General features: G+C 71.4%; 11 protein-coding genes. 3 read left to right on the top strand and 8 right to left on the bottom strand.

What is annotated here, in order from left to right:
• Positions 1 to 24: 24 nt before the first annotated feature.
• The 4 genes from ACFRU2_RS09975 to ACFRU2_RS09960 are packed head-to-tail and all read right to left on the bottom strand — an operon-like array spanning position 25 to position 4,612.
• Positions 25 to 1,401, bottom strand: coding sequence for a GH1 family beta-glucosidase (locus tag ACFRU2_RS09975; protein ID WP_382970058.1), 1,377 nt, complete (start codon positions 1,399 to 1,401; stop codon positions 25 to 27).
• A gap of 11 nt (positions 1,402 to 1,412) precedes the next feature.
• Positions 1,413 to 2,252, bottom strand: coding sequence for a carbohydrate ABC transporter permease (locus tag ACFRU2_RS09970; RefSeq protein ID WP_382970814.1), 840 nt, complete (start codon positions 2,250 to 2,252; stop codon positions 1,413 to 1,415).
• 31 nt (positions 2,253 to 2,283) lie between these two features.
• Positions 2,284 to 3,279, bottom strand: a complete 996-nt coding sequence (locus ACFRU2_RS09965; RefSeq protein ID WP_382970055.1) for a carbohydrate ABC transporter permease — start codon at positions 3,277 to 3,279, stop codon at positions 2,284 to 2,286.
• A gap of 13 nt (positions 3,280 to 3,292) precedes the next feature.
• Positions 3,293 to 4,612 carry an ABC transporter substrate-binding protein gene (locus tag ACFRU2_RS09960; RefSeq protein WP_382970053.1) on the bottom strand — a complete coding sequence of 440 codons (1,320 nt, stop codon included), beginning with the start codon at positions 4,610 to 4,612 and terminating at the stop codon, positions 3,293 to 3,295.
• 184 nt (positions 4,613 to 4,796) lie between these two features.
• Between ACFRU2_RS09960 and ACFRU2_RS09955 the strand changes: the two genes are divergently transcribed.
• Positions 4,797 to 6,125, top strand: coding sequence for an ROK family protein (locus ACFRU2_RS09955; RefSeq protein ID WP_382970050.1), 1,329 nt, complete (start codon positions 4,797 to 4,799; stop codon positions 6,123 to 6,125).
• 72 nt (positions 6,126 to 6,197) lie between these two features.
• On the opposite strand, the gene ACFRU2_RS09950 is transcribed toward ACFRU2_RS09955, so the two are convergent.
• Positions 6,198 to 7,556 carry an ABC transporter ATP-binding protein gene (locus tag ACFRU2_RS09950; RefSeq protein ID WP_382970048.1) on the bottom strand — a complete coding sequence of 453 codons (1,359 nt, stop codon included), beginning with the start codon at positions 7,554 to 7,556 and terminating at the stop codon, positions 6,198 to 6,200.
• Positions 7,557 to 7,860: 304 nt separating this feature from the next.
• On the opposite strand from ACFRU2_RS09950, the gene ACFRU2_RS09945 reads away from it, so the two are divergent.
• Positions 7,861 to 8,889 (top strand): phosphotransferase family protein, encoded by a 1,029-nt coding sequence (locus ACFRU2_RS09945; RefSeq protein ID WP_382970045.1) that lies wholly within the window; start codon positions 7,861 to 7,863, stop codon positions 8,887 to 8,889.
• Between the two features lie 50 nt (positions 8,890 to 8,939).
• Here ACFRU2_RS09945 and ACFRU2_RS09940 read toward each other — a convergent pair whose 3' ends face one another.
• The 3 genes from ACFRU2_RS09940 to ACFRU2_RS09930 all read right to left on the bottom strand — a co-directional run bounded on the left by ACFRU2_RS09940 (position 8,940) and on the right by ACFRU2_RS09930 (position 10,706).
• Positions 8,940 to 9,644, bottom strand: a complete 705-nt coding sequence (locus ACFRU2_RS09940; RefSeq protein WP_382970043.1) for a 4'-phosphopantetheinyl transferase family protein — start codon at positions 9,642 to 9,644, stop codon at positions 8,940 to 8,942.
• 59 nt (positions 9,645 to 9,703) lie between these two features.
• Positions 9,704 to 10,165 carry an iron chaperone gene (locus tag ACFRU2_RS09935; RefSeq protein WP_382970040.1) on the bottom strand — a complete coding sequence of 154 codons (462 nt, stop codon included), beginning with the start codon at positions 10,163 to 10,165 and terminating at the stop codon, positions 9,704 to 9,706.
• Between the two features lie 88 nt (positions 10,166 to 10,253).
• Positions 10,254 to 10,706 (bottom strand): carboxymuconolactone decarboxylase family protein, encoded by a 453-nt coding sequence (locus tag ACFRU2_RS09930; protein WP_382970037.1) that lies wholly within the window; start codon positions 10,704 to 10,706, stop codon positions 10,254 to 10,256.
• 213 nt (positions 10,707 to 10,919) lie between these two features.
• Between ACFRU2_RS09930 and ACFRU2_RS09925 the strand changes: the two genes are divergently transcribed.
• Positions 10,920 to 13,373 (top strand): tetratricopeptide repeat protein, encoded by a 2,454-nt coding sequence (locus tag ACFRU2_RS09925; protein WP_382970035.1) that lies wholly within the window; start codon positions 10,920 to 10,922, stop codon positions 13,371 to 13,373.
• The last annotated feature ends 58 nt before the right edge of the window (positions 13,374 to 13,431 follow it).

The following is a 13,431-nucleotide window of genomic DNA, read 5'->3' as shown; positions in this document are numbered from 1 at the left end:
GGGACCGCGGGCCAACCGCCGGACCTACGCGTGGAGCTCGCGGTGGCTGCGGACGATGTCCGTGTAGCGGCGGCCGCTGGTCTTCACGGTGCGCTGCTGGGTCGCGTAGTCGACGTGGACCAGGCCGAAGCGCTTGTCGTAGCCGTAGGCCCACTCGAAGTTGTCCAGCAGGGACCAGGCGTAGTAGCCGGCCAGCGGGGCGCCCTGGCGGACGGCGCGGGCGCAGGCTGCCAGGTGCTGCTCGAGGTAGGCGGTGCGCTCGGGGTCGTCGACCGCGCCGTCGGGGCCGACGGCGTCGGGGAACGCGGAGCCGTTCTCGGTGACGTAGAGCTTCCGCACGCCGTAGTCGTGGGTGAGGCGCAGCAGCAGGGATTCGATGCCGTTGGCGTCGATCTGCCAGTCCAGGCCGGTGCGCGGTACGTCCGGGAGGCGGACTTCGCGGGCGAAGGGGACCGGGCCCAGGGGGTCGTTGGTGACGGTGGCGGGGAAGTAGTAGTTGAGGCCGTGCCAGTCGAGGGGCGCGGCGATGGTCTCCAGATCGCCGGGGCGCTCGGGCAGCTCCACGCCGTACAGCTCCCGCATGTCGGTGGGGAAGCCGCGTCCGTAGACGGGGTCGAGCCACCAGCGGTTGGTGTGTCCGTCCATGCGGACGGCGGCGGCGACGTCCTCGGGGGCGTCGGAGGCGGGTACCACCGTGGAGTGGTTGGTGACGAGGCCGATCTGCGCGCCGGGTGCTGCGGCACGGATGGCCTGCGCGGCCAGACCGTGGCCCAGCAGGAGGTGGTAGGAGGCGCGGACCGCGGCGGTCAGGTCGGTCAGGCCGGGGGCCATGCGGCCTTCCAGGTGGCCGATCCAGCCCGAGCAGAGCGGTTCGTTGAGGGTGGCCCACTGGGTGACGCGGTCGCCGAGCCGTTCCGCGACGGCGGAGGTGTAGGCGGCCAGGTGCTCGGCGGTCTCGCGGACGGTCCACCCGCCGCGGTCCTGCAGGGCCTGGGGGAGGTCCCAGTGGTAGAGGGTCACCGAGGGGGTGATGCCGGCCTCCAGGAGCCCGTCGATCACCTTGTCGTAGAAGTCGAGGCCCCGGGCGTTGACCGGTCCGGAGCCGTCGGGGACGATGCGCGGCCAGGCGATCGACATGCGGTAGGCGTTGGTGCCCAGCTGCTTCATGAGGGAGATGTCCTCGGGCCACCGGTGGTAGTGGTCGCAGGCCTCGTCGCCGGTGTCACCGTTGTCGATCTTGCCGGGGGTGTGGGAGAACGTGTCCCAGATGGACGGCCCGCGGCCGTCCTCCTTGACGGCTCCCTCTATCTGGTACGCGGAAGTGGCCGTGCCCCAGGCGAAGTCCTGGGGGAAGGCGCCGAGGTCAATGGAATCCGACACAGCGAACCTTTCGAAAGTCATGGGAGGAGGGGCTACTTGACCGCGCCGGCGGTCAGCCCGGTGACGAGGTAGCGCTGGAGGAGGAGGAAGCCGCCGACGACGGGCAGGCTCACGACGAGCGAGGCGGCCATGACCTGGTTCCAGTACACGTCGTTCTGCGTCGAGTAGCCCTGCAGGCCCACCGCGAGGGTGCGGGTCGCGTCGTTGGTCATCACCGAGGCGAACAGCACCTCGCCCCAGGCCGTCATGAAGGCGTAGACGGCGACGGCGACGATGCCGGGGATCGCGGCGGGCACGATGACGCGGAAGAGGGCGCCGAGGGGACCGCAGCCGTCGACCTTGGCGGCCTCGTCGAGGTCCCTGGGGACCGAGTCGAAGTACCCGATCAGCATCCAGATCGAGAACGGCAGCGAGAACGTCAGGTAGGTGAGGATCAGCCCGGCGCGCGAGCCGAACAGCGCGATCCCGGTGGCGTTGCCGATGTTGACGTAGATGAGGAACAGCGGCAGCAGGAAGAGGATGCCGGGGAACATCTGCGTCGACAGCACCGTGACGGTGAAGACCCGCTTGCCGCGGAAGGAGTAGCGGCTGACTGCGTAGGCAGCGAAGATCGCGATGACGACGGAGAACACGGTCGCCGAACCGGCCACGATCAGCGAGTTCATGAAGTAGTCGCCGAGGGGGACGGTCTTCCAGATGTCGAAGTACGGCTGGACGGTCAGGCCGGAGGGGATCCACTGGAACTTCCCCGACACGTCCTGCAGCGGCTTCAGCGAACTGGAGATCATGACGTACACCGGCAGCAGGACGAACCCGGTGAGGAGGGTCAGGAACACCAGCCGGCTGGCGAGGAACGACTTGGGGGGCGCCATGGGCGACCGGGACTGCACCGCCTGAGTGTGCTTAGGCATCGGTGGCGCTCCTTCCTCGGGAGGTGAACAGGAGGTAGAGGCCGGTCACGACGAGCAGGAACAGCAGCAGCAGGACGGACATCGCGGATCCGGTGCCGAAGTTCCAGGTCTGGAACGAGGACTGGTAGATGTGGATGGAGATCAGGTCGGCCGACGCCGGTGCCGATTTCCCGAACAGGACGAACGGCGTGTTGAAGTCGTTGAACGTCCACAGGAACAGCACCAGGATCAGCACCTGGTTGACCGGGCGCAGCGAGGGGAGCGTGATGCGCCGGATCTGCTGCCAGACGCCCGCCCCGTCCAGGGCGGCGGCCTCGTAGATCTCGCGGGGGATGTTCTGCAGGCCGGCCATCATGATGAGGAAGGCGAAGGGCCAGCCCTTCCAGACCGAGACGACCAGCAGGGTGACGAAGGCGTTGTCGCCGATGAGCCAGAACGGCGGGCTGTCGGTGAGCCCGAGCTGGTCGTGGATGACGTGGTTCACCAGGCCGTTGTCGCGCTGGAACATGAAGGCCCAGGTGATGACGGCGGCGTAGACGGGCAGTGCGTACGGCACCAGGAAGATGGTGCGCAGGATGCCCCGGCCCTTGAACGTCTCCTGCATGAAGATCGCGGCCGCCGTGCCGATCAGCCAGCACAGGCCCACGGAGAAGAAGGTGAACAGGCACGTGGTGAAGAAGGAGCTCAGCAGTGCCTGGCCGACCGGTGCGTCGAAGTCGACGGTCAGGGCGTAGTTGTCCAGGCCGGACCAGGGCGCGTTGCCCCAGTCGCGGAGGTAGAACTGGGTGAGCTCCTTGAAGCTGACCACGATGCCGATGACCATCGGGATCAGGTGGACCAGGAGCTCGAGGACGAGTGCGGGGAGCAGCAGCAGGTACGGCAGGGAGATCCGGCGGAGCCGCCCGGAGCGGCGGGTGCGAGGCGCCGCTCCGGGGTGGTTCTTCCGTACCGTCCGCTTGCCCGTACGAGGGGGTGCGGTGGTGGTCATGAGGTGTCCGCGCCTACTTCTTGGGCATCTGCTGCTGGGCCTTCTCGAGCTTGGCCTTCACCGACTCCGTGGTGACCGGCCGGCCGGCCGCCGCGTCGGCGAAGAGCTCCTTGACCGCGGTGCCCACCACCGTCTCGAACTGCGACTCCTCCGGGACCTGCGGGAGGGCGGAGGCGCTCTTGGCGAGCGTGTCGCGCAGGACGGACAGGCCGGGGGTGTTGAACGCGGGGTCGGTCTGCGCGGACTTCACCGGCGGGATGGAGCCGTAGGCCTTGTTGAGGATCTTCTGCTCCTCGTCACCGGTCATGAAGTTCACGAACTTCGTGGCGCCGTCGATGTTCTTGGTGTTCTTGAAGACGGCCATGTTGATGCCGGCCACCATGGAGTTGGTGGACGTTCCCGTGCCCGGCGCGCCGGACTGCACGGGCGCGGGGACCACGCCCCACTCGTCCTCCTTCATGCCCTGCGCGGCGAAGGTGGCCGAAGCGGTCTGCCACAGCACCATGGCGGTCTTGCCCTTGGCGAAGTCGCTCAGCGACTGGTTCTGTGAGTACTCGGCGTTGCCCTTGGCGACGATCTGCGCGTCGGCCATCAGGTCGACGTACTGCTTCACGGCCTTGACCGCGCCGTCGGAGGTGAAGTCGGCCTTGCCGTCCGCGGCGAAGAAGTCCGCACCGTGCTGCTTGCCCAGGACGAAGACCTGGTGGATGTTGTTCGACAGGTTGGAGCCCTCGACGCCGAGTCCGGCCTTGCCGTCCTTGGTCAGCTGCTTGCCGGTGGCGATCACCTCGTCCCAGGTGGTCGGCGGCTTGGCGACGCCGGCGTCGGCGAACGCCTTCTTGTTGTAGTAGAGCGCGTAGGCCATCGAGTACAGCGGGACGGCCGCCGGGTCCTGGCCCTGGACGCCGGTGGAGCCGAGCGCGGACTCCACGAAGCGGTCCTTGCCGCCGATCTTCTCGAAGTTCTTGGCGTCCCACGGGAGCAGCGCGCCGCTGGCCTGGAGCGAGGCGCTCCAGGTGTTTCCGATGTTCAGGACGTCGGGGCCCTGACCGGAGGTGGTCGCGGTCAGGATGCGGTTGAGCAGGTCGCCCCACGGCACGACCTCGAGCTTGACCTTGATGCCCGTCTGCTTCTCGAACTTGTCGAGCTCCGGCTGGAGGACCTGCTTGTCGACTTCCAGGCTCGATCCCTGGTTGGAGGCCCAGTAGGTCAGCGTCTTCGGCTGCTCGTTGGACCCGCTCCCGTCGGTGGAGCCGCCACCACCACAGGCGGCCGCCCCGAGGACGAGGGAGAGGGTGACGGCGCCGACCGCTGCGACTCTGATTCTGCGCATGGCTCCATGGGCCTTTCAGGAAGGAACGGGATGCCGACTGCGGGGTGGGGGGCGGACGTTCCGCGGTTCGCCCCCAAAACCACATGGCTTAATTTAGGATGTGAGTTAAACCTCAAGCGAAGGACTCGTCAAGAGCGTTCACGCAGGTATCTTGCAGGTACGGGCATCGATGACAGGGGACAGAGTGCGAGTACGTAGCGGCAGAACAGTGCGTGACCTGCGGCGCGAGAACCGAACCGCTGTTTTGCAACGGTTGTATTTCGACGGCCCCCTGAGCCGCTTCTCGCTGGGCCCCGCCACGGGGCTGAGCTCCGGATCGATCAGCAACGTGGTCGCGGAGCTCGTCACCGACGGCCTGGTGGAGGAAGCCGGGAGCGTGGAATCGGCCGGCGGGCGCCCCCGGACCCTGCTCCGCGTCAGCCCGACCAGCGGTTACATGATCGGCGTGGACGTCGGCGAGACCCGCATCCGCATCGAGCTCTTCGACCTGACCCTGACCGAACTCGCCCGCGTGGAACGCCCCCTGGAAGTGGCCGGGGCGGCGGGGCCCCGCCGCATCGACCGCTACGACGTCACCGTCGTCGTGCAGCACCTCCGCGAGGGCATCGCCGAGGTCCTGCGCAGGGCCGGCATCGCACCCGAGCGGCTCCTGGGCGTGGGCATAGGCGTTCCCGGCATCGTCGCGCGGACCGCGGACGGCGCCGTCGTCCACGGTCAGACCATCGGCTGGGACGCGGTCCCCCTGGAGCGGATGCTGCGCGACTCCCACCTGCTGCCCGAAACCGTCCCGTACTACATCGACAACGGGGCCAAGACCCTCGGCCAGGCCGAAATGTGGTTCGGCGCCGGCCGCGGGGCGCACAACGCCGTCGTCGTGCTCTTCGGCTCCGGCGTCGGCGCCTGCGTGGTCAGCGACGACACCCGGACCGGCCGCGCCATCGAGTGGGGCCACCTGACCGTGCGCGTCCGCGGGCGCCGCTGCCGCTGCGGAGCCCAGGGCTGCCTGGAGGCGTACGCGGGGGCCGAGGCCCTCCTGGAACGCTGGGCCGAGGCCGGCGGACGCCCCCCGGCCGACGCCGACGAAGAGACCGCCCTGACCGCGATGCTCGCCGCCGCCTACCCCGAGCCGGGCCCCGACGGCGCCGCCCCCCGGGCCGACGCGACCGCCCTGGCCGTCCTGGAAGAGACCGCCGAGTACCTCGGCGCGGGATTCTCCGACCTGATCAACCTCTTCCAGCCCGAACGCATCCTCGTCGGCGGCTGGGCCGGCCTCCAGCTCGGCACCCGCTTCCTGGACTCCGTACGGTCCTACGCCACCTCCTACGCCCTGTCGTACCCGGCCGCCAACGTCCGCGTCGACCTGGGCACCTTCGGCCCCGACGCCGTCACCGTCGGCGCGGGAATCCTGCCCCTCGCCGATTTCTTCGCCCGCGGCGGACACCGCACGGAACCCGAACGCGAGGAGCCGCTGCCGGCCTGGCGGACCACGCTGCAGGAGCGGGCGGCGCACTGACCGCCCGGCCCACCCCGCAGCCCGCGCGGTGGGCCGGCCGGCATCCGGGCGGCGCCCCTCCGGACCCGGGCGCTACCGCTCCAGAGGTGCGAGCCCGTCCCCGGCCGGAGACACCCGTTGCCCCGCATGGTCGAAGACGTACAACTGCGCGAGGTCGACCAGGAGCGGGATCTGCGCCCCCACCCGCACCCGGACGTGCGGTCCCGTGCGCACGACGAGGTCGCTGCGCACCGCCCCCAGCCGTTCCGTGGCGACGCCCGCGTCGGCCCCCCGGGGGGATTCCGGCGGCGCGTCCAGGACCGCCACCGACCCGCCGGACAGCCGTTCCACGGCCCGCGCCTTGAGCCGGCCCAGCCCGCTCTGCTGCCGCCTGAGGCTGCGCCGGGGAGCGGCGGCCGGGTGCCGTGCCGACTCCAGATCCGCCACCACCGCGGGGCGCGAGCCCGTGTCCACGTGGACCAGCGCCTCGTGCCCCTGGTACTCCACGTGCTCGACGATGCCCGTCATCGCCACCTCGCCCGGCCGTGCCTGGCTCGGCGGTGCGATCCGTACCGCCTCCGACCGCAGGCCGACGATGACCGGGCGCCCCTGCTGGATCCGGAGCAACTGGTGGTCGGGGCTGAGCGGTTGGGGAAGGGCGAGCCGGTGGCGTCCCAGGTCGATCCACATGCCCGCGCCCAGCGGCGCGTGGACGACGGCCTGGAGCAGGCTGATGCGGGGTGTTCCGATGAACGCCGCGACGAACACGTTCGCCGGCAGGGCGTAGGTGTCCCGTGGTGAGCTGACCTGCTGGAGGACGCCTCCCCGCATGACCGCCACGCGGTGCCCGAGGGACATGGCCTCGGACTGGTCGTGCGTGACGTAGACCGTGGTGACGCCGAGTTCGGCGGTCAGCCGGGCGATCTCGGCCCGCAGGTGGGTACGGAGCTTCGAGTCCAGGCTGGAGAGCGGCTCGTCCATCAGGAACACCGACGGCTGCCGGGAGATGGCCCGGCCCATCGCCACCCGCTGGCGCTCGCCGCCGGAGAGCTGTCCCGGGAAGCGGTCGAGGAGGTCCTCGATGCCCAGCATCCGGGCCGTGGCCTCCACTTGGGGCTCGTGATCCCCGCGGGGGTCGCGCAGCTTCAGCGGGAATCCGATGTTGGCGCGGCCCGTCATGTTCGGGTACAGCGCGAAGCTCTGGAACACCATCGCGATGTCCCGCTCGCTCGGCGGCACGTGATTGGCGTACTCGCCGTCGAGGTACAGCGCGCCCTCGGTGATCTCCTCCAGCCCCGCGATCATCCGCAGGACGGTGGACTTGCCGCAGCCCGAAGGCCCCAGCAGAACCAGGAACTCGCCCGGCTCGACGGTGAGGGAGACGCGGTCGACGGCGAGGGAGCCGCGCCCGTATCTCTTGCTGACATCGCGCAACACGATGGAACGACTCATAACGATCCGCCCGGAGCTGGGAATGGGGTGTGGGAGGGGGGTGGGGGAGTTGAGGTCAGAAGCTAGCGGAGGCCACCCCCGTGAGGGAACGCCTTGGCGCAACATCCGGAAAACGAGCCCCGGTCGACCCCGTCGGCCGGCCTCGCCCGTGACACCGGTACGGCGACCTGTGGGGCCGCCGGGGAAACTCGCCTTTCCGGGAGGTGAGTTGATCGCCCCGCTTCCTTGACCGCGGCCGGGAACGCGCGTTAGGTTCCGGCAGGGAGAGAGCGCTCTCCCGCCGCTAGGTCGGAGGGCACGCGCGATGAAGCGGACACTGACCGACGGGCAGATCGCCCGCGCGATCGCGCACGCCCGGGGGCCGGACACCCGGGTGCTCGGCAGCCGGGAGCTGGCGGGCGGCACCTTCAACTCGGTCCACCTGCTCACCCTGGACCGGGGCGCGGGACGGGAGTCGGCCGTGCTCAAGGTCGCGCCACCCGCGGGCACGCCCCTCATGACCTACGAGCACGCGCTGATGCGCACGGAAGCGGAGTTCTACCGGCGAGCCTCGGCGGTACCCGGACTTCCGGTGCCCGCAGTCGTGGCGACCGGCTTCGACCGGAGCGCGATCGACGGCGACGGCCTGGCCGACGGCGACGGCCCGATCGACGGCGACTACCTCCTGATGACCCACCTGGAGGGCGAACCCTGGGAGCGCCTGAGCCCCGGGATCGGCGCCGGGGACCGGGCCAGGCTGCGCACCGACCTCGGGCGCCTCGTCCGCGGACTCCACCGGGTGCGGGGTTCCTCGTTCGGCTATCCGTACGCGCATCCGCCGGCCGGCGCCGCCACGAGCTGGCGGACCGCCTTCGAGGGCATGCTGGCCGACGTCTGCGCGGACGCCCGCCGCTTCCGGCCTCCGCTGCCCGTCGACCCCGACGAGGTCCTCGCCCTCGTCCGGGCCCGGGGCCGGCTCCTGGACCGGGTGACGACCCCCTCACTGGTCCACTTCGACCTGTGGGAGGGCAACATCCTGCTCGCCGAGCGGGACGGACGCCTGGAGATCACCGGAATCCTCGACGGCGAGCGGTCCTTCTGGGGTGATCCGCTCGCCGACCTCGTGTCCACCGCGCTCTTCGACGACATCACCCGGGACCCGGCCTTCCTGGCCGGCTACCGCTCCGCACCGCTCACGCCCCACGAACGCCGGCGGATCGCGATGTACCGCGCCTACCTGGCCCTGATCGTCCTGATCGAAGGCGTCCCCCGCGGCTACGACCCGCAGGCGAGGGCGCCGCTCACCACCCTGGCCGCCACCGACCTGCAGGCGGCCCTCGACCTCCTGCGGTAGGCCGCCGCGCCAGGCGCCGCGGGCCCGGCAAGATCCGAAAGGGACACCCCCTAGTCGCCGGTCCCCACCGCCACGGCGGCGGTGAAGCCCGCGGGGACGGCCACGTCCGTCAGGGACCAGTCGGGCAGGCCGGTCGCCGGGGTGTCGCCGGCGCCCACGTAGTCGAGGGCGAGGCCCCGGGCGAGACCTATGCCCAGGCCCTTGAGGTACGCCTCCTTGCGGACCCAGACGCGGCCGAAGGCCGCGGGCCGCTCTTCCGGGGCCAGGGCCTTCAGCTCCGCGGTCTCCTGCGGGTGCAGCTGCCCGGCCAGTTCGGCCACGGCCGATGCCGCGGGCAGCGTCTCCACGTCGGCGCCCACCGGCATCGGGCCCACCGCGAGCAGGGCGAGCCGGTCGCTGTGCGACAGGGAGAAGTGGACGGGTCCGTCCGCGGACATCGGACGTCCGTGGGGACCGTCGCACCCGGGGCACGGGGCGCGGCCGATCCGTACCTCGCCCGGGGCGAGGTCCAGCCAGGCCCCGAGCAGCACCCTCAGCGCCACGTGGGAGGTGACGTAGCGGCGCCGGTCCTCCTTGCGCTTGAAGGAGGCCGCGCGCTGTTGCTCGGCCGGGTCCAGGGTCTCCGGAGCCAGCCGGGCGGCCGCACCCTCCCGGTCGTCGGTGTCGACCAGCCACACGGCTGTCGACGCGTCGGACGGTGCCTGCGCGGCGGGCGGGAGCTCCGCACCGATCGTGAGGACGTGGGGCGTGAGCACGATCGGTGTTCTCCTAGGTCCGGCGCCGGCCGTCGGCAGGCTTCCTCTCAGTGTGCCTCTCAGTGTGCCGCGTTCTTCACCAGGGTGGCGATCATCTCCTCGTTCGCGGCCGTCAGCTGCGTCAGGGCGTAGGAGGTCGGCCACATGGAGCCCTCGTCGAGGTGGGCCTGGTCGCTGAAGCCGAGCGTCGCGAAGCGGGCCTTGAACTTCTCCGCGCTCTGGAAGAAACAGACCACCTTGCCGTCCCGGGCGTACGCCGGCATCCCGTACCAGAGCTTCGGTGCGAGGCCGGGCGCGCTCGCCTTGACGATCGCGTGGATCCGCTCCGCCATGACCCGGTCGGAGTCCTGCATCTCGGCGATCTTCGCCACCACGGCGGCCTCCTCCTCCGCCGCCTTGTCGGCGCGGGATCCGCGGCGCGCGGACGCCTTCAGCTCCTTGGCGTGGTCCTTCATCGCGGCGCGTTCCTCGTCGGTGAACCCTTCGAACGTGCTCTTCGCGGGTCGGTCGGTGTTCGTCATGGCGGATTTCCTCACGGGAGTCGGGCGGACGGGCTGGCTGGACGGGCTGGACGGTGATGCTAGGAAGCGGGGCGGTCCGCTCCCATCGTCACCACGAGCCGGCGATCTGGCGGGTCGTGGCGTTGAGCCGGTTGAACAGGTTCGTGACGCCGATCATCAGGACGAGCGCGGCGAGCTGCTTCTCGTCGAAGTAGGTGGCGGCCGTGTCCCAGACCTCGTCGCTCACCGCGTCGGGACGGTCGGCCAGCCGGGTCGCGGCCTCGGCCAGCAGCAGGGCCGCCCGCTCCTCTTCGGTGAAGTACGGGGTCTCGCGCCAGACGGAGACCGTGGCCAGCCGCTCCTCGCTCACCCCGGCCTTGCGGGCCGCCTTGGCGCCGATGTCGACACAGGAGCTGCATCCGTTGATCTGGCTCACCCGCAGGTGGACCAGCTCCAGCGTCTGCCCGTCCACTCCACCGGAGTGGACGGCCTTGATGATCTCCTGGATGGGCTGCATCGCACCGGACAGGACGACGGCGGGGTTCTGCATGCGGGACTGCATCTCGGTGTGCTCCTCTACTGGTCTTCCGGTCCTCCGGGGTTGTCCCGGGTTTCCGGTGCCCCCCTCGGGGTGTGACTCCATGACAGCCGCAGCGGCCCGTCGCGACGAGGACGGTGGGACACCCTGGGACAGGCGGGACATCCTTGACCAGCGGAGATGAGGGCCGAGATAATTCGGGCGCTGCGGGACAGGGATACGGGGGGAACCGTGGACATGGAACGGCGGACGGCCGGAGCCGACCCGCAGGGCGAGCTGGCCGCACGGCTGCGGCTGCTCCAGGAGCTTTCCGGGCTCGGTGTACGGGCCCTCGCGAAGGATGCGGGACTGAGCTCCTCCTCGCTCTCGCGCTACCTCAGCGGCCAGACCGCGCCGCCCTGGTCCGCGGTGGTCGCCCTCTGCCGCCTGGTCAAACGCGATCCCCGCCCGCTGCGACCCCTCTGGGAGCTCGGGTCCGCCAACCCGCTGCCGGCGCCCCCCAGGACCAGCCGCCAGGTCCAGCCGCGGCCCCACAACGGTCTGCCGCGCGACGTCCCCGACTTCACCGGGCGCGAGAGCCAGCTCGCCGCCGTGCTCGCCGCGGTGGAAAGCCACCGGGGTGTCGTCGTCGACGGCATGGCGGGCGTGGGCAAGACCTGCCTGACGGTGCACGTCGCCCACGGGCTCGCCGCCGATTACCCGGACGCCCAGCTCTACGTGGACCTGCACGGTTTCACCGAGGGCCGGGCCCCCCTCGATCCCGACTCGGCGCTGCGGATGCTGCTCGGGGCGCTCGACGTGCCGTCCGAGAGGGTCCCGCAGGAGGGCCTCGAACAGCTGGCGGCCTGCTGGCGCGCGGAGCTGGCGGGCCGGCGCGCCCTCGTGGTCGTCGACAACGCGGCCGACGCGGAGCAGGTCCGCCCGCTGCTGCCGGGCGCCGGCGACTCCGTCGTCCTGATCACCAGCCGCAACCGGCTGCTCGGCCTGGACGAGGTGCCGCCGGTCTCGCTCGACGTGCTCAGCCCGCAGGAGAGCGCGGAGCTGCTCGCCCGGGCCAGCGGGGACTCCGGCGGCCCCGAAGGCCGCATCGCCCGCGAACCGGAGTCCGCCGCCGAGGTGCTGCGGCTCTGCGGCCACCTGCCGCTGGCCCTGCGGCTGGCCGCGGCCCGGCTGCGGCACCGGCCCGGCTGGACGGTGGGCATCCTCGTGGAGCGGCTGGCGGAGGGCACGAGCGAGTTCGACACCGCCTTCGCCATGTCCGTACGGCAGCTGGACCGGGCCCAGGCCCGGTTGTTCCGGATGCTGGGCCTGCTGCCCGGCGGCTCCTTCGACGCGTACGCGGCCGCGGCCCTGGCGGACGTACCACTGCGCGACGCCCGGGAGATGCTGGAGGATCTGGTCGACGCGCACCTGGTCCAGCAGCCGACGGCGGGCCGCTACCGGTTGCACGACCTGGTGCACCAGCACGCGCGCGGCGCCTGCGCGCAGCAGGACTCCCCGGCCGAGCGGGAGCGCGCGCTGGGCCGCTTCCTCGACTACTTCGTGCACGCGGCGGCCGCGGCCGACGCCGCGATGCCGGTCCTCTCGCCGGGCCGGCCGCCCACCGCGGGCCGGCCCCCGGCCGAACTGCCGCGGTTCGCCGACAAGCACGCGGCCTGCGCCTGGCTCACCTCGGAATACGAGACGATGATCGCCGCCTTCGAGACGGCGGTCGCCGTCGGGGCGGACACGCACGTGTGCGAGCTGCCGCGCTTCCTGCGGGCGTACTTCGCACGGCGCTGCGGCACGACCCACCTCAACCACCTCTTCGAGCGCTCGCTGGACGCCGCCGAACGTCTGGGAGACCCGCGGAGCCTGGCCGAGGCCTACAGCGACCTGGGCTTCGCGCGCTACAACGCGGGCCGGATGACCGAGGCCGCAGCGGCGTACGAGGCCGCCGGACTACGGGTGGTACAGGCGGGGGACCCCCACTCGGAAGCCGAACTGGCCCTGCGCCGCGGCTATCTGAGCTGGGACCGGGGGAGCGTCGAGGAGCCGCTCGAACTGTTCCGGCTGGCCGGGAAGCTGTACGGGGAAGCCGGCCTCCCGGCGGGCACGGCCCACGCGGCCGCCTCGGAGGCCTGGGCGCTGCTCCAGCTGGGCGACCGCGAGGAGGCGGCGCGACGGGCCCGGGAGGTGCTGGAGGTGTCCCACCCGGACCCCGCGTGGCCGCCCACCCTGACGGCCCGCATCACCCTCGGCGTGGCCATCGCCGAGGAGTCGCCCGAGGAGGCGTCGGAGCACCTGCACCGGGCGCTGGCCCTGGCCCGCGAGGACGGGCACGTGAACAACGAGGCGTGGTCCCTCAACTGCCTGGGCGTCGGGCTGCGCCGGATGGGCCGGTACGAGGAGGCCCTGACCAGCCACCGGGAGGCGTTCGCCCTGCTGGACGAGTTGTTCGAGGACCACTGGAAGGTCCGCTTCCTGGGCGCCTACGCCGAGACCTGCCGGCTCGCCGGACTGCCCGAGGAGGCCCTGATCCTGCACCGGCAGACGCTGGAGCTGGCCCCCGGGCTCGGATACCGGCACGAGGAGGCACTGGCCCACGAGGGGATCGCGGTCCTGCTGGAGGACACGGACCCGGCCGCGGCCGCCGAGCACCGCGCGGCGGGACTGGCGCTCCTGGAGGGCCTCGGCGCGGGGGTGGGCTGAGCGGACCGCCCCGATGCCGTTGCAGGACTCCGACCGGTCCTGACAGCCTGTTCCCGAG

Origin of the sequence: Streptomyces sp. NPDC056883 (assembly GCF_042788835.1) — a bacterium.
GTDB lineage: Bacteria > Actinomycetota > Actinomycetes > Streptomycetales > Streptomycetaceae > Streptomyces > Streptomyces stoeckheimensis.
The sequence above is the reverse complement of the archived record's forward strand: the minus strand, read 5'-3'. Positions and strand labels throughout refer to the sequence as shown.

Excerpts from the sequence above, each read along its gene's own strand:
- ACFRU2_RS09975 (WP_382970058.1), bottom strand. The coding sequence starts at position 1,401 with ATGACTTTCGAAAGGTTCGCTGTGTCGGATTCCATTGACCTCGGCGCC.
- ACFRU2_RS09970 (WP_382970814.1), bottom strand. The coding sequence starts at position 2,252 with ATGGCGCCCCCCAAGTCGTTCCTCGCCAGCCGGCTGGTGTTCCTGACC.
- ACFRU2_RS09965 (WP_382970055.1), bottom strand. The coding sequence starts at position 3,279 with ATGACCACCACCGCACCCCCTCGTACGGGCAAGCGGACGGTACGGAAG.
- ACFRU2_RS09960 (WP_382970053.1), bottom strand. The coding sequence starts at position 4,612 with ATGCGCAGAATCAGAGTCGCAGCGGTCGGCGCCGTCACCCTCTCCCTC.
- ACFRU2_RS09950 (WP_382970048.1), bottom strand. The coding sequence starts at position 7,556 with ATGAGTCGTTCCATCGTGTTGCGCGATGTCAGCAAGAGATACGGGCGC.
- ACFRU2_RS09945 (WP_382970045.1), top strand. The coding sequence starts at position 7,861 with ATGAAGCGGACACTGACCGACGGGCAGATCGCCCGCGCGATCGCGCAC.
- ACFRU2_RS09935 (WP_382970040.1), bottom strand. The coding sequence starts at position 10,165 with ATGACGAACACCGACCGACCCGCGAAGAGCACGTTCGAAGGGTTCACC.
- ACFRU2_RS09930 (WP_382970037.1), bottom strand. The coding sequence starts at position 10,706 with ATGCAGTCCCGCATGCAGAACCCCGCCGTCGTCCTGTCCGGTGCGATG.
- ACFRU2_RS09925 (WP_382970035.1), top strand. The coding sequence starts at position 10,920 with ATGGAACGGCGGACGGCCGGAGCCGACCCGCAGGGCGAGCTGGCCGCA.